Genomic DNA, 19,272 nt, shown 5'->3' with positions numbered 1-19,272 from the left:
GGTTCACGGCAGCGGGACTCCGACGCTCAGGGTGAACCCGCCGCCGTCGCCCGGCCCGTGCTCGACCCGGCCGCCGAGGGCGGCGGCGCGCTCGCCGATGCCGCGCAGGCCGCGACCGGGACGGTAGTGCGGGGCGGGGCCTTCGCCCCCGTCGGCGATCCGTACGAGCAGGGTGTCCTCCCGGCGGCCGACGGTGACCTCGGCGGGGCGGGCACGTCCGTGCCGGAGCGCGTTGGTGAGGGCCTCCTGCACGATCCGGTGGACCGACGTCCGCAGCTGCGGGGGCAGTTCACGGGCCTCGGGCGCGATGTCCAGCCGGACCTCCATGCCCGCGTCGGCCAGCGGCCGCACCAGCTGGCCGAGGCCGAGGGGATCGTCCCGGTCGTCGGGATCCTCCTCGGCGCGCAGGACGCCGAGCAGCCGGTCGAGTTCGGTGAGGGCGTCCCGGCCGGTGCGCTCGACGCCCGCCAGCAGCTCACGGGTGCGGTCGGGCCGGGTGTCGAGCACCACCCGGGCGGCGCCCGCCTGCACCAGCATGGCGTTCACGGAGTGCCCGACGACGTCGTGCGGTTCGCGGGCGATCCGCACCCGTTCGGCGAGCACGTCCTCCCGGCGCCGGTCCGCCCTGCGGTCCTCCGCCTCCCGGTTGCGGCGCGCGGTGCCGTACCCGGCCGCCCACACCAGCAGCCAGACGAAGACCACGGCGACCGGCACCGAGGCCGGCCGGTCCTCGGGCGCGAACCAGGCCAGCACACCGGGCAGGACGAGCAGGGCGCCGAGCCGGGCCCTCGGCGGGGTGGCGCACAGGCCGACGTAGTACACGCCGATGAGGTTCGCGACCGGTGTCAGCGGGCCCGGTCCCACCCACAGGGCCTCCGCGACGAGCCCCGCGGTGCCGACCGCGTAGGCGGTCAGCGGCAGTCGGCGGCGCACCGCGAGGCCGCCGGCGATGACGAGGGCGAGCGCGAGGGCCGCCCACAGGGGTCCCTCGTCCTCCGGGCGCGGACCGAGCCGTACGGCCGCCATGGCCGCGAGCATGACGACGGCCGGCCCGAACTCGCCCGCCCTTTGCGGAAGTCGCACGGCCCACTCCCCCGTCGCACCTGACAGGGTCTCAGTATCACACCGGCCGGGTGCGGCCCTCCCAGTACGGCTCCCTCAGACGCCGCTTGTAGAGCTTGCCGTTCGGGTCGCGGGGCATCTCGGTGACGAAGTCGATGGACTTGGGGCGCTTGTAGCCGGCGAGGCGGTCGGCGCAGTGGGCCAGGAGGGCGGCGGCGAGGCCGGGACCGGGTTCCTGGCCGGGGGCCGGTTCGACGACCGCCTTGACCTCCTCGCCCCAGTCGTCGTGCGGGATGCCGAACGCGGCGGCGTCGGCGACGGCCGGGTGGGCGAGGAGCGCGGACTCGATCTCGGCGGGGTAGATGTTGACGCCGCCGGAGATGATCAGGTCGATCTTGCGGTCGCGGAGGAAGAGATAGCCCTCCTCGTCGAGGACGCCCAGGTCGCCGACGGTGAAGAAGTCTCCGATGCGGTTCTTCCGGGTCTTCGCCTCGTCCTTGTGGTAGGCGAAGCCTCCGGTGGTCATCTTCATGTAGACCGTGCCGAGTTCACCGGGCGGGAGCCGGTTGCCGTCGTCGTCGAAGATCGCCAGTTCGCTGATGGGCCAGGCCTTGCCGACGGTGCCGGGCTTCTTCAGCCAGTCCTCGGCGGTGGCGAAGGCGCCGCCGCCCTCGCTGGCCGCGTAGTACTCCTCCACGCACTCGCCCCACCAGTCGATCATCGCCCGCTTGACATGGTCCGGGCAGGGCGCGGCACCGTGGATGGCGTGCCGCATGGACGAGACGTCGTACGCCTGCCGGGTGGCCTCGGGGAGGGCGAGGAGCCGGTGGAACTGGGTGGGGACCATGTGGGTGTGCGTGCAGCGGTGGGTGTCGATCAGCCGCAGCATCTCCTCGGGGGTCCACTTGTCCATGAGGACCAGGCGGTGGCCGATGTGCAGCGAGGAGCCCGCGAACTGCAGGACCGCCGTGTGGTAGAGCGGCGAGCAGACCAGGTGCACGTTGTCGTCGAAGGGCCGGACGCCGAAGAAGCCGAGGAAGCCGCCGAGGTACGCCTCCTCGGGGAGTTTCCCGGGCAGCGGGCGCCGGATGCCGCGCGGGCGGCCCGTCGTACCGGAGGTGTAGTTCATGACCCAGCCGAGCGTGCGGCCGGTGGGCGCCGACTCCGGTTGTCCGTCGAGGAGTTCGGCGTAGGGCCGGAAGCCCTCGGCCGCTCCGACGCCGTACCGGTGGTCGGCGGGCAGACCGGCCTCGTCGGCGGCGCGGCGGGACTCGTCGGCGAAGCGCTCGTGGGCGATGAGGACCTTGGCGCCGGAGTCGGCGACGATCCACGCGATCTCGGGGCCGACGAGGTGGTGGTTGACGGGGACGAGGTAGAAGCCGGCCTGGGTGGCGGCGAGGTAGGCGGTGAAGAACTCGGCGGAGTTGGGGAGGACCACGGCGAAGGCGTCGCCGCGTTCCATCCCGGCCGCGCGCAGCCCGCGCACCAGCCGATTGGCGTCGGCGTGCAGCCGTCCGGCGGTCCACTCCTCGCCGTCCGGCGCGATCAGGGCCGTTCGGTCGGGGTCGGCGGCCGCCTGGGCCCAGAAGCCCGCGGGGGGTGTGCTCGTGCCGGTCACTGTCCGCTCCTTCCGGCGATGCGGTTGACGCGGTCCACGGCCTGCTCGAAGCCGCGGGTGAGGTCGTCGAAGACCGCCTGGACCGGGCGGACTTCGTTCATCCGGCCGACGATCTGCCCGACGGGCGTGCCGAGCAGCGGGTCGACCTCGTACTTCTGGATGCGGGAGACCGCCTCGGCGACGAGCAGGCCCTGGAGGGGCATGGGGAGGGTGCCGGGTCCGTGCGGGTCGTCCCAGGCGTCGGTCCACTCGGTGCGGAGCTGGCGTGCGGGTTTGCCGGTGAGGGCGCGGGAGCGGACCGTGTCGCCGGAGCCGGCCGCGAGGAGCTTGCGGGTGAGGGCCGGTGAGTGCAGATCGGCCTCGGCGGTGGTCAGCCAGAGGGAGCCGAGCCACACGCCCTGGGCGCCGAGCGCGAGGGCGGCGGCGATCTGCCGTCCGCTGCCGATGCCGCCTGCGGCGAGGACGGGCAGCGGGTCGACGGCGTCCACGACCTCCGGGGTCAGGATCATCGAGGCGATGTCCCCGGTGTGCCCGCCGGCCTCGTACCCCTGGGCGACGACGATGTCGATGCCGGCCTCCTGGTGCTTGCGGGCGTGCCGGGCGCTCCCGGCGAGCGCGGCGACCAGCACGCCGCGCTCGTGGGCGCGGGCGACGACGTCGGCGGGCGGGGAGCCGAGGGCGTTGGCGAGCAGCCGGATCGGGTAGTCGAAGGCGACGTCGAGCTGGCTTCGGGCGACCTGCTCCATCCAGCCGGTGATCCGCCAGCCGGAGGCCTCGCCCTCGGCCAGCTCCGGGACGCCGTACTTGGCGAGGGTGTCCCGGACGAACTGCCGGTGCCCCTCGGGGATCATCGCCTCGACGTCGGCCTCGGTCACGCCCTCGACCTTCTTGGCGGGCATGACGACATCGAGCCCGTACGGCCGCCCGTCGACGTGCGCCTCGATCCAGTCGAGGTCGCGTTTGAGGTCGTCGGGGGCGGTGTAACGGACCGCGCCGAGCACGCCGAAGCCGCCCGCGCGGCTGATGGCCGCGGCGACGGCGGGGAACGGCGTGAAGCCGAAGACGGCGTGCTCGACTCCCAGGTGATTGCTCAGCTCCGTCTGCATGGGCGCAGGATGCCGCAGTGGACCGGACGACGGAAGAGGTTTTCTGATAGACCGTCAGATTTACTGGGCGGGAGCGCTTTTGGATCTACTCGCCGCTGGTCGCCTCCAGGACCGCCATCGCCGCGTTGTGCCCCGGCACCCCGCTCACCCCTCCCCCGCGGACCGCGCCCGCCCCGCACAGCAGGACGTTGGCGTGCGGGGTCTCCACGCCCCAGCGGCCGGTGCCCTCGTCCGCGTACGGCCAGGACAGGTCGCGGTGGAAGATGTTGCCGCCGGGCAGCCCGAGGTCGCGTTCCAGGTCGAGCGGGGTCTTCGCCTCGATGCAGGGGCGCCCGTCGGCGTCCGGGGCGAGGCAGTCGGCCAGGGGTTCCGCGAGGTGGGCGTCGAGCTGGGCGAGGGTCGCCTCGAGGAGTTGGTCGCGTACGGCGTCGTTGTCGCCGGCGAACAGCCGGGCCGGGGTGTGCAGGCCGAACAGGGTCAGGGTCTGGTAGCCCTGTGCGACCAGGTCGGGACCGAGGATCGTCGGGTCGGTCAGCGAGTGGCAGTAGATCTCGGACGGCGGGGCGGCGGGCAGCGCACCGGCGGCGGCCTGGGCGTGGGCGGTGGCGAGCTGCTCGTAGCCCTCGGCGATGTGGAAGGTGCCGGCGAACGCCTCGCGCGGGTCGACCGAGCCGTCCCGCAGCCGGGGCAGCCGCTTGAGCAGCATGTTCACCTTGAGCTGGGCGCCCTCGGCGGGGGCGGGCGGCGCGTCGCCGGTGAGCGCGGCCAGGGCCTGCGGGGAGGCGCCCACCAGAACGTGCCGGGCGGTGGTGACGCCCTCGCCGTCGGCGCTGCGCCAGGTGACCTCGGCGCTGCGGCCGTCGGTGGCGATACGGACCGCCTCGTGGCCGGTGGCGATGACGGCTCCCGCGTCGCGCGCGGCGGCGGCCAGGGCGTCGGTGAGGGCGCCCATCCCGCCGACCGGCACGTCCCAGGCACCGGTGCCGCCGCCGATGACGTGGTAGAGGAAGCAGCGGTTCTGTTTGAGGGAGGGATCATGGGCGTCGGCGAAGGTGCCGATGAGGGCGTCGGTGAGGACCACACCGCGCACGAGGTCATCGGAGAAGTTCGCCTCCACGGCGGCCCCGATGGGCTCCTCGAACAGCGTGCGCCAGGCCTCCTCGTCGTCGATGCGGCGGCGCAGCTCCTCCCGGCTGGGCAGGGGTTCGGTGAGCGTGGGGAAGACCCGCTGGGCGACGCGCCCGGTCATGCCGTAGAAGCGCTGCCAGGACGCGTACTCGCGCTCGCCGCCGGTCAGCCGCGCGAAGGCCTCCCGGGTGCGGTCCTCTCCCCCGCCCACGAGGAGTCCCGTGGGGCGTCCGCCGCGCTCGACGGGGGTGTACGAGGAGATCGTGCGCCCCTGGACGCGGAAGCGCAGCCCGAGGTCGTCCACGATCTTCCGCGGGAGCAGGCTGACCAGGTAGGAGTAGCGCGACAGACGGGCGTCGACACCGGCGAAGGGGCGGGTGGAGACGACGGCGCCGCCGGTGTCGCCGAGCCGTTCCAGCACCAGCACGGACCGCCCGGCCCGGGCCAGGTAGGCGGCGGCGACCAGGCCGTTGTGTCCGCCGCCGACGACTACGGCGTCGTAGGTGTGGTGTCCCTCGTGAGCAGGCATGGTTCTTCGTAACACGATCCACGCCGGCTTGGATACGAGGGGGGATCCCATGGACGTCGAGCCGAGCCAGACGGCCGCGCTCCTGGTCAACGAGCGGGGGCAGTACCTGCTGCATCTGCGGGACGCGTACAAGGCGATCCGGGATCGAGGCGCCTGGTCGCTGCCCGGCGGGGCGCGGGAGGGGGACGAGACACCGGAGGAGGCGGTCGCGCGCGAGCTGCTGGAGGAGACCGGACTCGTGATCGAGGCGCTCACCCGGTTCGCGGTCACCAACGACACCACGGTCTTCCTGGGCCGCTGGGACGGTGACCCGGCACGGATCCCGGTCGGCGAGGGCATCATGTTCGCCTTCTTCGACGCGGCGACCGTCCGGCATCTCGTCATGGCGCCGTGGGCCGCCGAGGTGCTCGCTCTGCACCGGGGCGACGGGAGCGTGCCCGTGCGGCGGGAGGCCCCGCACGTCGTGGGCGTCCACCTCTACCTGGAGCGCGACGGCAAGGTCCTGCTCGGGCTGCGCCATCCGGACGCGGCCTTCGCACCCCGGACCCACCATTTCCTGTGTGACGACGACTGCTAGTTGGCACCAGATGGCGTTCGTGACCTGCGCTGATGCCAACTAGATTCAGGTACCGGCGGTGCCGTATCAGAGAGATAGTTGGCACTTTGGTACAGCGCAGGTCACAGGCCGTATCACGCCAGCCCAGGATGGCGGAACCTGACCTTCCGCTCGTAGCGTAGAGACCGTGGCTGCAGGGCAAGTTGGGACTAATGGCGGGCAGGAGACAGAAATTCGATGCGGAGTTCCGCGAAGGGTCTCGGGATCGACGAGACCACGCTGGCCAGTTGCTGAAGAAGGACAACAAGGAGCTCTCCATGGAGCGTGATGTGCTCAAACGCTGCATGGTCTTGCGGGTGAAGTAGCTGCGGCGGACCTGGCCGCCTTGGTCGGGACGATCAGCGGCTGCAAGGCCGAGGAGAACATTCCGCATCGCATCGCCTGCCGGGCACTCGGGGTGTCGGAGGCGTTGGTGCTACAAGTGGCGCCGCCGCCCGGACGAGCCGACAAAGCGCGAAGCCAGAAGGACTGCCCTGTCCGCTACTTCTTCGACCGCTCCGGCCGGACGTACGGCTCGCCGAGGATCATGCGGGATCTGTGGAAGAGGGCTGGCAGATGTCGCAGAACACCGTCGCCGAGATCATGCCCGAGTTCTGCCTGCAGGGCCGCAAGCCGCCGCGTCGGCGCCGTTCACTGAATCGCCCTGGCAAGCGGAAAGCCGCCACAAACCTGGTACGACGCGAGTTCGACGCAATTGCGCCCGACGTGCTGTAGTGGGGCGACATCACCGAGATCGACACCGCCGAAGGCACGCACTACCTCGCCTCCCTCCATGACGCTTGGTCCCGCCGGGCCTTGGGCTACGTGATGGGCGAACGGCACGATGCCGCGCTGGTCAGCACCGCGCTGCAAATGGCGATCGCGACCAAAGGTGGCCAGGTCGGGTCAGCTCTGGACAGTGCAGCGGCGGAGTCGTTCCACTCGGTACTCACGGCCGAGTACGTCCACCGGCACACCTTCGCGACGCGGGCCGAGGCGAGGCTGAAGATGGCGACGTGGATCGCGGGCTCAGCACCAGGCTCCACCACAGCGCTGCCGGCGGGAAGCCACCGTCGAGTTCGAGCGGATCATTTCGGAAGCGCGAGCCCGGACCGATCAGGTAAGCCAGGCCGCATAACCAACGTCTCGACGAAAACTGGGAACTGACAGATCAAGCCGCGGCCTCCACCGGCCCTGGCATCAGATTGCGTCCTGCACGGGCGCCTCCAGATCGCACCGCCTGGCGATTTGCTCGGAGTACTCCATGAGTCGGTGGCGCAAGGAGTTGTATTCACCCTGTTTGCCAAAGTACGCGTACGTTTGCCTGAGCACCGTGCGGGCATCCGCCCGCCGCGCGCCGGTCCCTCTAATTCGCACCAGCGGACAGAAAAGATGATCACCTTCCGTGACACGGCTCCACACGAATACTGAACCGGCCTTACGATGACGTGGCTCGTCAGCGAGAAGGGACAGCTCCCGAGTCAGTTCCAGCCAGATTTCGCCGGAGATCTCCCAATCGGCTAGATATTGCCGCCGGCGCGCGAAGTCGATGCGGACTTGCGCCCGTCCCAACTCACGTGCGATCGATTCCACTGCATCCTGGAATCGCCCCCATGCCCTGTCGGGACAGCGCTGTCGAAGCTGAGCGAGGGTGGAGTTCACGACACTCGCAGAAATGTCCAATATGCGTGAGCACTCACTTGCCGTATGCCCAGAAACCATCTGCACAAGCTTGAGCGAGGCTGCACGACGCACAAAGGTGATGTTGTTACGGGAGGGAACGGTGAGTTGTCTCGTGAAATCTTGAAGGTGACGGTCGTACCAGTCGAGCGGAATAAGTTGGGGCACTTGCGCGGCGGTGAACTGACCGTGGGATGTGGGAACTCGGAGCCTGTCGGCCGCCCGCCGGGTCCTACGAGTGAGAAAACCTTGGCGTTGTGGCGCAAGGGCACGCGCGAGTGGTACAGATAGATTCGAATTTTCGATCAGTGCGAGGAATCGGCGGTTGTGCTGCTGAAAAGCCCGGTCAGCCAGTGTCTGCATCACAAGATACAGTTCGGATGGGGTGTCGACAGAACGCAATCGTTCTGCCTGCATTAGGAGCGCTGCACAAGAAAAAGCTTGGCGGGGCGGGCTGGTGAGCTCTCCACCGTTCAGGTTGGCGGATCCTTTCTCCGTCAGCTTCCGATGAATTCCTTCCATGTGGTGTTCGAGGGCGCTGGTCATTGCTGCAGGCATCGGCGCTAGTTCCAGCGATTTCGGCCAGGACAACTTAATGAGCTGAGCAATCGCAATCAGATCCTCAAATAGTTTGGGGCCTTCATTCGTGGTTTCTAGATGACGCTCGATGCGCCGTTGAAGGGCTAGGCAAGAAGCCAGCTCGGCCGATAACGGAGCGAGGGGGGAGTCGCGGGGCCCGGAGAGGTCGGCACCGCACAGGACGACCGGACGCCGTGTAGGTCTCGGAGCCTCCAGCTCCTTATTACGGCACTGCCCGGAATGTAGTGCTTCGTTCTGGGGATACAGAATGATGCTCGCCGTTCGACCCGCCTGCTTGCTCGAACTACTTACCGGACGACGGCACTTGGGGCAGTCGGATTCGAGCAGTCGCTGATGTTGAGTGCAGGCGAAGATTACTGGCAGGTGCCAGCGCTGCTGCCACGTACCGCCATGGGCACGTTGGGTGGGGCTGTGATCGCCGATGAGGCACGTCGGACAGAACCTACTCGACGTCATAAGGGACCAAGAGAGTTGCCGCACACGTCCGTCCCCCCGCCCGGACGCACGGGCCAAAGGCGGGTAGGCAGGTGCGAGGCTGAGCATTCCTAGGGCTGCGGCCTCCTCGGGAGTAAGGCGAGTGGCAGCGGCGAACCTCTCCAGGGTGCGCGGGTCCAGTGCGAGCAGTTGGTGCCCCGGAAAGTAATACTGCTGCGCGGCTTCGGAGCGGTCACCTCGGGGCGAGATCAGACCTGTGAGGTAGCCGATCCGGGCGGGTGACCGATGCAAGCGATAAGCCAGACGCAGGACATAGCCGGGCAGAGATTCGCCGCCCAATGGTGACAGACTGCGCGGAAGTGGTCTTGGACCGTTGTCGCTCGTCACACTCTGCTCCCTGTCCATTGTCGGCACACAGCGCAGCAGTGCCAGCTTCAACCGATCAGCCTGTCGGCACCCACAACAGCGAAACGGCCCAACGTTCACCCGAACGTGTGACTCGGGACCGTGCACCCAGCGCGAGTCTGCGAGGTTCCGTAGCGTTCCCGTGCTCATGACATTCGGTTCGCCGAGCAGCGGCGGTTAGAGGTCTAACGGATGAACTCAGCTAGTTCCGGGCCGGGTTGGGCTGAATCGGTCTCGGCGTCACCTTCCACTGCCGCCGCATGGTCGGATGCATGTCGCATCGAAGACCTTGCTCTTCTGCACTCCGAGTTCGCCGACTACTCGCAGGCCTTGGAGCTCGACGAAGCATGGCCCGTGCGATGGACCACTACGTGGAAGTTCGGCCAGACTTCGATCACGAGCCCGGTAAGCGACCTGGACAAGGTGGATCTTCGACGGAGCGTCCCTGTGCGGCGCTTCACGTGGCGTATGGATCAGTTCCACCGCCCGGGGCTTGAGTACCTGATGGCGACGGACCGGCACCACGGATTCGAGAGCCATGAGGAGGAGCGGCTGTTGCTGGTCGCCGACTTCGCCGCCGGCCTGGTGGAGGCCTTGTGTCAGCCATTCCGGCTGCGGTTCCTATCCGGTGGCAAGACAATCCGGCACATCCCGGATTTTCTGCTGGTAACAGAGTCCGGGCTCTTCTTGATCGACGTACGTCCGGCCGACCGGATCAAACCGGAGGACGCGCTGAAGTTCGCCGCAGCGGCGGAGACTGCGCTGGTGGCGGGATGGCAGTACGGCGTCGTGGCGGGGTGGCGCGAGTATGTGTGGACGAACGTGGACGCGCTCTCGGCGGAGCGGCGTCCGCTGCCAGATGTGCTGGGTATTCAGGACGAGTTACGGAAGGTGGTAGCGCAAGGGCCGCTGCCATTTGGTGAGTTGGTGGAGCACTGCCGTATTCCAGCGATCGGCCGGGCTCATGCGATCCATCTGCTGTGGCACCGCCACCTCGGTTTGGATCTCTCGGGCCCATTCGGGGACGCGAGCCTGGTTCGGCTGGCTCCGCAACAGCATCACCGGGAGCTGCCACGGTGAGTACCGCAGTAGATCCCATGTGGAACCTAGAGCCGGGAACCGAGCTGATCATTAGCGGCAGCGCGTGGCGGATCCAGTCCTGCCTGCCCCACCTCGGCCGGGTCACGCTCGTCAACGACGACGGCGAGACGTGGAAGACCTCGCTGAGCGATCTGATCCATCGCCGGGACTGCCGCCCCTCCACCCGGACTCGCACGGACCTGCCAGCCGCGGACCGGGGGCGGCAGCCCAAGGCAATAGACGATCTGGAGGAATACGAACACACGATTGTAACGCTCCGGATGGAGCACCTGCGGGAGGTCGAGACGGGCTTTCGCAGCGGCGACCCGCTCGACGCGCTGCCGCATGAACCACGGCCGCAGTACGAACCAGACACCACGACGCTGACCCAGCGCCGCCTCGCGAAAGTGGAGGAGTTACGGAAAGCCGCGGCTGAAGCGCCCGCGCAGGCCAAGGCGACCGGGCTGCACCGGGCAAGCCTGCGCACGCTGGTCCGCTGGGACACCGCGCGGGCGAAGTACGGGCCGGTCGGCGTCGCAGACGATCGGTGGCTGCGCAAAGCAACCGGGCACACGATCTCCCCCGAACTGCGCGAGGCGTTATTTGCGGTGTACGCCGAATCGTCGGATCGGCGCTCGAAGCTGACCATGCGGGACAAGGAGCGTCTCATCCACCAGTACGTGCGCGAAGTGTTCGACTCTGCGGATGCTGAAGCCGCTGACGGTGAAGCCACTGACGCTGATCCCGCTGATGCGCCGCAGGTGGAGATCCCTGGTTACGACACCCTGCGGGCCATCTGGAAGGAGTGGTTCGGCTCCAATGGGGCGCGGCAGCGCTACGCACGCTCGGCGGCAAAGGCGAAGCAGTACGCGACCGGTCGGCACATCGTGGTGCACCGGCCCGGCCAGGTCGTAGCACTGGACAGCACCGTGCTGCCGGTGAAGGTGCTGGACAACGTGTTCGGCGACCCGGTGTCCGTGTATCTGACGCTGGCCCTGGACATCTACACGCGTTCGATCGTCGCGTTCCGGCTCAGCCTCGTGTCCGACAGCTCGATCGACGTGGCGATGGTGCTGCGGGACATGATGATGCCGCTGCCGATGCGCCCGGACTGGGGCAAGGACGTGGAATGGGCCTACCCCGGCATCCCCAGCATGGTGGTCGCGGAGTTCGCCGGGTACGAGGTCGCCGGACTGCCGTTCTTCCCTCCCGAGACGGTCACCACCGATCACGGCTCCGTCTACCGCAACCACCATCTGGTCGAGGTGCAGCGGGTCATCAAGGCCAACATCAAACCCAGCCGCGTCCTGCGCCCTACCGACAAGCACTCCGTGGAGCGGACGTTCGGCGCCATCAGGTCACTGCTGTTTGCCCTCCTGCTCGGCTACCAGGGCACAGACGTCGCCGACCGGGGTGCGGACCCGGAGGCGGATGCCTGTCTGACCGTCACGGAAATGGAACACCTCATCGCCACCTGGGTTGTGGAGACCTGGCAGAACCGCCGGTTCGGCTCGTACGCCCCGAGCTGGGACCCGCGCGGCGACCACAGCCCCAACAGCCTGTTCGCGGCGGCGATGTCCCAGGGCGGCTTCGCCCTGCGGATCCCGCCCGCCGAGCTGTACTACCAGCTCCTGCCGCGGCACAAGGTCATGATCCACGGCAAGCGCGGAGTGAAGATCAAGAACCTCTGGTACGACGGCGAGGCCCTGGAGCCTTACCGCGGTGAACTCTCCCACCGCGGGGGCCGGAACAAGAACAAGTACGTCATTCACCGCGACCCGCGTGATCCCTGCTTCGTGTTCTTCCAGGACCCGCGGACCCACGACTGGCACACGCTGCGCTGGACGGGCCTGCCCGAGGAAGGCGAGGTGCCCGCCTTCAGTGATGCCCGCGTCCGTGAAGCCATGCGGGAACTGCGCAAGAGGGGCCTGGCCCCGAAGGCGGACACCGAACTCCTGCCGGTGCTCTTGGAGTTGATCGGCGGCAACATACCAGTCGAGAAATGGCCGACCCAGCTCTCCAAGAGGCAGCGTACCGAGCACGCACGCGAAGTCGCCCAGGCGTCCGCGGCGGCCGCCGACCGGCCCGCGAACTCGGTCAAGAAGGAGCCGCCAGCACAGCCCGCCTCCATTCCCGCAGCGCGGGCAGGCTCCCCCGACGCCAAGGTCGTACCTCTGCACCCGACGGACCGCGCCCAGCAAGTACACGATGCAGTGAACAGCGAACGCCGGCGCCGCCGTGAAGCAGCGGTCCCCGACGAGTTGTTGCCCACACCCCCCGATCTCTCCGAACGGCTGCGCGCTACAAGCCTGTTGGCGCTGCCGGATGACGACTTCAACGATGACGACACCGCGTTCACGGCCAGCGAGGCCGAGGAAGAGGCCAGCCAGTGACCTCGAAGCAAAACCCGCTGTCGTTCCTCCCCGGCCCGGCGGTGGACCGCACCACCTTCGAAGGCTGGAACCGATGGTGCCAGACCCGCAAAGCCTTCGTCCCCGCACCGATCCTCACGGCACAGGAGTACGGCCGCCTCTCGAAACGCCAGAAGCGCATCCACGACCTGCATCGCCTCGCGACGCACAGTTCCCTGCCGATCCAGGCCACCCCCATGAGCGAGCGCGTCGCCCACGCAGTACTCGCCCGTGTCGAGGACGGCGCCTTCAGCCACAAGGCCGGAACCCGCGGCGGCATCATGGTCAACGGCGACGGCGCCCAGGGCAAGACCGAGACGATCTGCGAGGCCCTGGCCTGCTTCCAGGAGGAGTGGCTGGCCATCAACAACTACGCAAACCCCGACGCCATGCCGGGCACCCGCGACCTGGTCGCCCCCGTCGCCTACGTACGCTGCCCGGTCAAGGCCACCCCCATCTCCACCTGCCAGCGGATCCTCGACTTCTACGGCGAGGACTACAAGGGCATGCGCCTGGAAGACCTGGTGCGCACCGTCAAGACCGCGGTCGTCGAGCACGCCACGAAGGCACTCGTCATCGACGACATCACCCGCCTGAAGCTCCACCGCGAAGCCGACCAGGACGTCCTCGACCTGATCCGCGAAATGATGAGCATGCCGGTCACACTCATCCTCGTCGGCGTCGGCATCCCCACTTCAGGCCTGCTGCGCGAAGGCCGCCGCGACCGCAAGACACAGGAGTGGATCTACGAGCCGGTCAAGGATATCGGCCGCAGCCCCAACGACCACGCCGCCAGCCAGCACGAACGCCGCTTCCAGGTCGTCGGCCTCGGCCCGTTCAGGTACGTCACACCTGCAGAGATGGAGGCATGGATGGCCCATCTCCGACGTCTCGAAGGCGAGTTGCGGTTACTTACCAACACCGCCGGCATGCTCACCCAGGGCGACATGCCCGAGTACCTGTTCAACCGCACCAAGGGCGTGGTCGGCATCCTGGAGAAACTCATCCAGCACGGCTGCCGCCGCGCCATCGAGGACGAAAGCGAAGGACTGACCAAGGACCTACTCAACCAGTTCACCGTCACCCCCGACGACATGCCCGACCTCGACGCCGAATCCGGCGAACAGCCCGATATCCCGGTGCACACGCCAACGCCGAAAAGGAAGCCCAAAGGCCGCAACACCGTGTTCGACGACGACGGCCCGGAAGCCATAGGGTCGGCAGGGTAAAAGGGATGGAACGCCTGGCACTACCCCGAAGTCTGGCCCCGTTCCCGGAGGAATCGCTGCCCGGATTCCTCCTCCGACTCGCTTACCGGCTGGAACGGTCTCCTGCCCGCATCGGTGCGTTGTGCGGGCTCAGCACCATGCACCGTCGCCTGCCCGCCGACTATCTGATCGCCTTGCCCCCGCAGCCCGCCAAGGCTCTCGCCAAGGCCGCGCGGCTCTCCTCCACCGAGGCACAGTCACTCACGCTCGCCGGATCGGGGCTCTCCTCCATGTACACGCCACTCGTCACAACCCGTCTGGATCAGGGCCGCAACCACGCGGCCGCGCGACGGCGTTGGGCGATCAACCTGTCCAGCCGCTTCTGCCCCCGGTGTCTGGCGGGCGACGGAAGTCCCGTACAAAACACGTTCGGCAGCGCCTGGAAACTGCGCTGGCATCTTCCCGTTGTATTCGCCTGCTCCAAGCACTCGATGCTGTTGTCCAGCACCTGCCCGCAGTGCGACAACCTACCCAATCGTCCCCCCGGAACCGAACGCTCCGGCCTACTCATGGAGCGTGCCGCAGTCGGGCTCCATCCCGCACAATGCCGTCACCCAGTGCTGGGCAGGAACTCCACCGCGTCCGAGACCAACCGCTATTGCGGAGCCCGACTCGATCAGTCACCCGGCAACCCACCGACGATGACACCCGAGGACCTGGATCGCGTTCTGGCCCTTCAACTCCACATTGACCAGCATCTATTTGCCACGCCTTCCCAGCCCACAAAGAAGGATCCCTATTTCTTCCTCGATCTGGTCGCCCTAGCTCATCTGATCAAGTTCAGTTGGCCGCTAGGAGCGTCCCTGGTCCGTTCGGCGCATCTCGCCCCGCTGATCGACAGCCACACCACGGCTATCACCCAGCGGCTGAATAGGCCGCTCGGCTCCGGGCCCGGCCCTCGGTCGTCCAGCCCTTGGCCTGCCCCGGACAACCCCGCCCAGTGCGCGGCCTTGCTCGCCGCCGCCAGCGAACTTCTCAGCCATCGCGATGAAGGCGATGCAGAGTTCCGGGATCGGGTTCAACCGCTGGCGCGCACGGCCTTCGAACGGCTCCCCTCAAACCAATCCGCAGGGTTCCGACGGATGGACTTCTCACCGGCTCTCGCCCGTGCATTAGCTCGCAAGATCAACGGCTTTTACCACGCCGGCGGCCATGGCGGCTCTAAACTCCGTACACCGTCGCGGAAGTGTCTCTTCGGCATCGAGCACGTTCCGGCGCTACTACCCACAACATGGTCGGACAGTCACTTCGCCAAGCTCCGGGAACGCTTGGGGGCCAGCACAGACTGGAACACCCGCCATCTGCGCCGGGCCACATCGCTGAAACTTGTCGAGATGGCGGCCGGCGGCACCTGGTCCCAGTGTGCTGAGACTCTTGGTACGCCCTCGACCACAGCACAGCACAGCCTCAGAATCCTCAAGCAAGTACTGGGCACCAAGGAATCGTGGGCGGAATTCGACCGAGCTGTTGAGCGAATCGCCTACGCCCTGGACTCCGATCCCAATCGCATCGACTACGCCAACCGGCGCCGCGCCATGTCTCTCTGGCACCTGTCAGATGCCGCCTGGACTGAACTCCGGGATGGGTTAAAGAACTTCAGAGGCGGACCGACGTCACCAAATCCGACAGCCGCGACCGCGCTGCTCTGGGCTCACGTCACTCAAGGCGACTATTTGCACAGCCCTGCTCTCCATGCGCTGCGAGACTCCGGAAGAGACACCACGCCCGTGGTCGCGAGTGTGAATCAGCTCCTCCGAGCCGCTTCCCGGAGTAAAGGGGAGAAAGCCCTGTTCGTGGACCGACTTGAGCACTATGCCAGCCGTCTGGCACGCGCATGTGACCATACGCACGGTAGCCAACCCGTTACGGACACTCTCGTTGCTGAACAAGCTGCTTGCTGACCTCGAAGCGTGGTGTCGGCGCGAGCTGACAGCTCGTCATCCCTCCGCTATGCCGATTGCATGTCTGCTTCGACGCCCTCGCGTGTGCCGGGAACGCCGCTGAGCCAGCGAACCAGCGGCTCATCCTCCCCCGTGAGGTGCGCCTCCGCATCGTCCAAGCGCAGTGGGGACAGAGCGATGATCCCGTCGGACAGCTTCACTTCATGCATCCGGCGATCGTTGACGCCGGAGCTGCGTCGCACCATCGGATTCCGCGCGGTATCGCGCAGAGCCACCACCACAGAGGATGATCTTGGTGGCTGGTGTGATCACGGCGTCGGAGCCGTCCTGGACAGCCCCGTTCTCGGGGCTGAGCCCGCATCAGTTCGGCAAGCTGGTCACCGCGTTGCGGCGCGAGGGTGCGGATCCGGATCGCAAGGGCCGACCGTGGAGCCTGCCGCTGGAGGACCGAATGCTGCTGGTTACCGCGCACTGGCGGACGAACCTGACACTGCGCCAACTGGCGTTACTGTTCGGGGTGTCCAAGTCCGCTGCCGACCGGATCGCCGATCACCTCGGCCCGTCGCTGGTACTGCAGCCGCGCAAGCGGTTCCGCCGCGACGCCGTGCTGATCGTGGACGGCACTCCGGTCCCCACCCGAAATCACACTGTCGCCGAGCAGTCGAAGAACTACCGCTATTCGACCAACCATCAGGTCATCATCGACGCCGACACCCGCCTGGTCGTCGTGGTCGGCCGGCCGCTGCCAGGCAACCGCAACGACTGCAAGGCGTGGGAGCTGTCCCGTGCGAAGGACGCCGTCGGCCGCACCACGGTCGTCGCGGACGGCGGCTACCGGGGCACCGGCCTGGTCATCCCGCACCGCCGCGAGAGAGGCCAGGCCGAACTCGCCGCCTGGAAAGAGGAACACAACGCCTCCCACCGCAAGGGCCGCGCTCGTGTCGAGCATGCCTTCGCCCGCATGAAGACCTGGAAGATCCTCCGCGACTGCCGCCTGAAAGGCGACGGCGTCCACCACGCCATGCTCGGCATCGCCCGCATGCACAGCCTCGCGCTCGCGGGATATCGGGCAAACGGCCAGGCCATTCGTCACGTCAGAGATCATTTACGCGACAAGCCTTACGACCTCATGCATGGTTGGCGGTGAGACGTTGAGCTCTTGATTGATCATGGTCAGGTGGTGGGGAACTCGACTCGTGCAGTGATCATCGGCAACCGGCGGATCACGGGCCTGACCGCCGATGTGATTTCTGAACTCGTTGCTGAGATCGGGCCGTTGTGGCACGAGCGTCACCAGGCCAGACTCGCCTCCCCGCAGCGGAAGCGCGCAGTGGGCGCCGATGCGAAGCACCGTCTGGTGTTCGTCGACAGGCTGCCGGCCACCCTGGTCCATCTCCGTCACGGGGGCCACCCACGACGTGCTGGCCTGCTGGTTCGGCGTGGACCGCTCGACGTTGCTGCGCAGACGCCTCGCTCACCCTTGCCGCAGGGGGACAGCCACCGCGACGACCGTAGCGACCACGGCACACCCCACCGCCTCCCAGACGGGCTTGTCTCAGACCAGCGTCCGGCCCTCGTCGACCCCGCCGCGGGCCTCATCTATGGCCGCGACCAGCCCAACCAGTCCTGGTACCTGACCGCACACGTGATCGCCGGGGGCCACCGGTATGGCTTCCTGTTCCACTACCTCAACGCCGGCTTCGGCAAGCAGGGAGGCGCCATCTCGAAGGTGTCAGTGGTCAACGAGGACACCGGCTGGTACACAAGGTCGGAGATCCCCCTCCCGCTCGGAACGGGCCTGTCCGACAAGCAGGGCGTGGACATCCACACCGGCAACATCACCTGGACCGGCGACGCCGAGGAGATGAAGCTGCGCGCCAAGGTCCCCGAGGGGGCCATCGACACCACGCTGCGCCCCCGCGGAAACCCCCTCTACAACCTGGGCACGGGCTCTTTCCCCATTTTCGGTGACGCTAAGTATTCCAACTACGAGTACGCCCTGCCCACGGTGGACACCTCCGGGACCCTGACCATCAACGGCCGCGCCGAGAAGGTCCGCGGGTAGTCCTGGCTGGACCGCCAGTGGGGACCGCTCCCCGACCTCACCACGGGTAATGCCTCCTGGTTTTGGATGAACCTCAACCTGTCCAACGGCGACAAGGTCAGCGTCTGGAACCAGCAGTGCGACGGCAAGAAGAACAACTTCGCGACCATCCTGAAGCCCGACGGCACGCAAACCCTCGCCGAGGCGACACTCACGCCCGACGAGTCCACCCGCTGGACCAGCCCGACCACCGGCAAGAGCTACCCCACGCGGTGGAAGGTCAGCATCCCCGGCGAGCACGCCAAGCTGAACGTCACCGTCTACGCCAAGGACCAGGAACTGGTGGTCCCCGCACCCGGCCATGAAGGCAGCGCCAAGGTCAGTGACCCCTGCGACCACGGCAAGGTCACAGGCACCACCTACGTCGAAATCACCAGCGGAGAGTAGCGCCGATCAGTCGACGGCCTCGGTGCCGCCCCATGCGGGGCGGCACCGAGGCCGTCGGCAGCTGCGGAGCTGCGCGCAAGACGCTAAGAGGTCCTAACAAAGGCGTTGGACGTGTCGGTGGGTGATGAGACAGGTGGCGAGGCCGAGGAACGCTTCGTGGATGTCGTCGCGTCGTTCCCATCGGATGCGCAGTCGGCGGAAGCCGTGCAGCCAGGCGATCGTGCGCTCGACCACGTAGCGGAAGATGCCCAGGCCTGAGCCGTGGGGCTGGCCGCGTTCGGCGATGACCGGGCGGATGCCGCGGGCCCAGAGCAGGCGCCGATACTTGTCGTGGTCGTAGCCGCGGTCGGCCAGCAGCGCATCGGGCCTGCGCCGGGGGCGGCCGACGAGTCCGGCCACGGCCGGGACCTTGTCCAGCAGCGGGATCAGCTGGGTGACGTCGTTGCGGTTTCCGCCGGTCAGGGACACCGCGAGCGGGATGCCCTGGCCGTCGGTGAGGACGTGGTGCTTGCTGCCCGGCCGTGCGCGGTCGACCGGGCTGGGCCCGCTTTTGGGCCCCGCCGGGCCGCCCTGACGTGGGAGGAGTCGATCACCGCCCGCGACCAGTCCAGCTTCTTCGCCACCCGCAGCTTCTTCAGCAGCACCAGATGCAGCTGGTCCCACACGCCGGCCTCGTTCCACGCGGCCAGGCGCCTCCAGCACGTCATCCCCGAGCCGAAGCCCAGCTCCTGGGGCAGGTACTCCCACTGGATCCCGGTATGCAGCACGAACAGGATCCCGCACAGCGCCTGCCGGTCCGGGACCCGCGGTCTACCCTCGACCAGTTTCGGACCCGGCTCGGGCAACAACGGCTCGATGAGCGACCAGAGTTCGTCCGAGACGATCCACGGCCGCGACTCCCTCTTCCCCACGGCAAGACCAACGAGAAACCACGCCGACAGTCACATGATCAACAACTTCTGT

General features: G+C 67.7%; 16 protein-coding genes and 1 pseudogene. 9 read left to right on the top strand and 8 right to left on the bottom strand.

What is annotated here, in order from left to right:
- Nucleotides 1–3: 3 nt before the first annotated feature.
- The 4 genes from AQJ64_RS23490 to AQJ64_RS23475 form a co-directional block, all read right to left on the bottom strand.
- The gene (locus AQJ64_RS23490) at nt 4–1,083 is read right to left on the bottom strand and encodes a sensor histidine kinase (protein ID WP_055637132.1); all 1,080 of its coding nucleotides are present in this window, start codon (nt 1,081–1,083) and stop codon (nt 4–6) included.
- 37 nt (nt 1,084–1,120) lie between these two features.
- A complete protein-coding gene (locus AQJ64_RS23485) occupies nt 1,121–2,680 on the bottom strand; it encodes an acyl-CoA synthetase (protein ID WP_055637131.1) in 1,560 nt (519 codons plus the stop codon).
- Nucleotides 2,677–3,786, bottom strand: a complete 1,110-nt coding sequence (locus tag AQJ64_RS23480; RefSeq protein ID WP_055637130.1) for an NAD(P)H-dependent flavin oxidoreductase — start codon at nt 3,784–3,786, stop codon at nt 2,677–2,679. Before AQJ64_RS23480 ends, AQJ64_RS23485 begins: the two co-directional genes overlap by 4 nt.
- An 85-nt stretch (nt 3,787–3,871) precedes the next feature.
- Nucleotides 3,872–5,443 (bottom strand): phytoene desaturase family protein, encoded by a 1,572-nt coding sequence (locus AQJ64_RS23475; protein WP_059202949.1) that lies wholly within the window; start codon nt 5,441–5,443, stop codon nt 3,872–3,874.
- 49 nt (nt 5,444–5,492) lie between these two features.
- On the opposite strand from AQJ64_RS23475, the gene AQJ64_RS23470 reads away from it, so the two are divergent.
- Nucleotides 5,493–6,020, top strand: a complete 528-nt coding sequence (locus AQJ64_RS23470) for an NUDIX domain-containing protein (protein WP_063788669.1) — start codon at nt 5,493–5,495, stop codon at nt 6,018–6,020.
- A gap of 594 nt (nt 6,021–6,614) precedes the next feature.
- The gene (locus tag AQJ64_RS49205; protein ID WP_157880859.1) at nt 6,615–6,773 is read left to right on the top strand and encodes a hypothetical protein; all 159 of its coding nucleotides are present in this window, start codon (nt 6,615–6,617) and stop codon (nt 6,771–6,773) included.
- 465 nt (nt 6,774–7,238) lie between these two features.
- Here AQJ64_RS49205 and AQJ64_RS51085 read toward each other — a convergent pair whose 3' ends face one another.
- Both AQJ64_RS51085 and AQJ64_RS52435 read right to left on the bottom strand, forming a co-directional pair.
- Nucleotides 7,239–8,264 carry a hypothetical protein gene (locus AQJ64_RS51085; RefSeq protein ID WP_240512512.1) on the bottom strand — a complete coding sequence of 342 codons (1,026 nt, stop codon included), beginning with the start codon at nt 8,262–8,264 and terminating at the stop codon, nt 7,239–7,241.
- A gap of 387 nt (nt 8,265–8,651) precedes the next feature.
- Nucleotides 8,652–9,158, bottom strand: a pseudogene (locus tag AQJ64_RS52435) (TniQ family protein); the annotation flags it as partial.
- Between the two features lie 192 nt (nt 9,159–9,350).
- Here AQJ64_RS52435 and AQJ64_RS23465 point away from each other — a divergent pair.
- Genes AQJ64_RS23465 through AQJ64_RS46340 form a run of 4 tightly spaced genes read left to right on the top strand, consistent with a single transcriptional unit; the run spans nt 9,351 to nt 15,818 of the window.
- Nucleotides 9,351–10,238 carry a TnsA-like heteromeric transposase endonuclease subunit gene (locus tag AQJ64_RS23465; RefSeq protein WP_099053893.1) on the top strand — a complete coding sequence of 296 codons (888 nt, stop codon included), beginning with the start codon at nt 9,351–9,353 and terminating at the stop codon, nt 10,236–10,238.
- A complete protein-coding gene (locus AQJ64_RS23460) occupies nt 10,235–12,631 on the top strand; it encodes a transposase (protein WP_240512513.1) in 2,397 nt (798 codons plus the stop codon). The genes AQJ64_RS23465 and AQJ64_RS23460 overlap by 4 nt, the downstream gene beginning before the upstream one ends.
- On the top strand, nt 12,628–13,878 hold the full coding sequence (locus AQJ64_RS23455) for an AAA family ATPase (protein WP_055632507.1): 1,251 nt from the start codon (nt 12,628–12,630) through the stop codon (nt 13,876–13,878). Before AQJ64_RS23460 ends, AQJ64_RS23455 begins: the two co-directional genes overlap by 4 nt.
- A gap of 5 nt (nt 13,879–13,883) precedes the next feature.
- A complete protein-coding gene (locus tag AQJ64_RS46340) occupies nt 13,884–15,818 on the top strand; it encodes a TniQ family protein (RefSeq protein ID WP_079061902.1) in 1,935 nt (644 codons plus the stop codon).
- Nucleotides 15,819–15,865: 47 nt separating this feature from the next.
- Here the strand turns inward: AQJ64_RS46340 and AQJ64_RS51080 are convergent, their stop codons facing one another.
- Nucleotides 15,866–16,096 carry a hypothetical protein gene (locus AQJ64_RS51080; protein ID WP_240512514.1) on the bottom strand — a complete coding sequence of 77 codons (231 nt, stop codon included), beginning with the start codon at nt 16,094–16,096 and terminating at the stop codon, nt 15,866–15,868.
- A 17-nt stretch (nt 16,097–16,113) separates the two neighbouring features.
- On the opposite strand from AQJ64_RS51080, the gene AQJ64_RS23450 reads away from it, so the two are divergent.
- From AQJ64_RS23450 to AQJ64_RS51070, 3 genes are all read left to right on the top strand, one after another.
- Entirely contained in the window at nt 16,114–16,965 is an 852-nt protein-coding gene (locus tag AQJ64_RS23450) for an IS5/IS1182 family transposase (protein WP_055632508.1), read from the top strand.
- A 54-nt stretch (nt 16,966–17,019) separates the two neighbouring features.
- Nucleotides 17,020–17,883, top strand: a complete 864-nt coding sequence (locus tag AQJ64_RS52430) for a lipocalin-like domain-containing protein (RefSeq protein ID WP_420876524.1) — start codon at nt 17,020–17,022, stop codon at nt 17,881–17,883.
- A gap of 66 nt (nt 17,884–17,949) precedes the next feature.
- Complete coding sequence (locus tag AQJ64_RS51070) at nt 17,950–18,309, top strand: lipocalin family protein (RefSeq protein WP_055632510.1); 360 nt, start codon at nt 17,950–17,952, stop codon at nt 18,307–18,309.
- Nucleotides 18,310–18,402: 93 nt separating this feature from the next.
- Here the strand turns inward: AQJ64_RS51070 and AQJ64_RS46325 are convergent.
- Nucleotides 18,403–19,193, bottom strand: a protein-coding gene (locus AQJ64_RS46325) for an IS5 family transposase (protein WP_425315616.1) whose coding sequence is annotated in 2 segments (ribosomal slippage) — nt 18,403–18,872 and nt 18,872–19,193 — 792 coding nt in all. Because the reading frame shifts where the segments join, the coding sequence is not laid out codon by codon here.
- Between the last annotated feature and the right edge of the window lie 79 nt (nt 19,194–19,272).

Origin of the sequence: Streptomyces griseoruber, assembly GCF_001514205.1 — a bacterium.
Taxonomy (GTDB): Bacteria; Actinomycetota; Actinomycetes; order Streptomycetales; family Streptomycetaceae; genus Streptomyces; species Streptomyces griseoruber.
The sequence above is the reverse complement of the archived record's forward strand: the minus strand, read 5'-3'. Positions and strand labels throughout refer to the sequence as shown.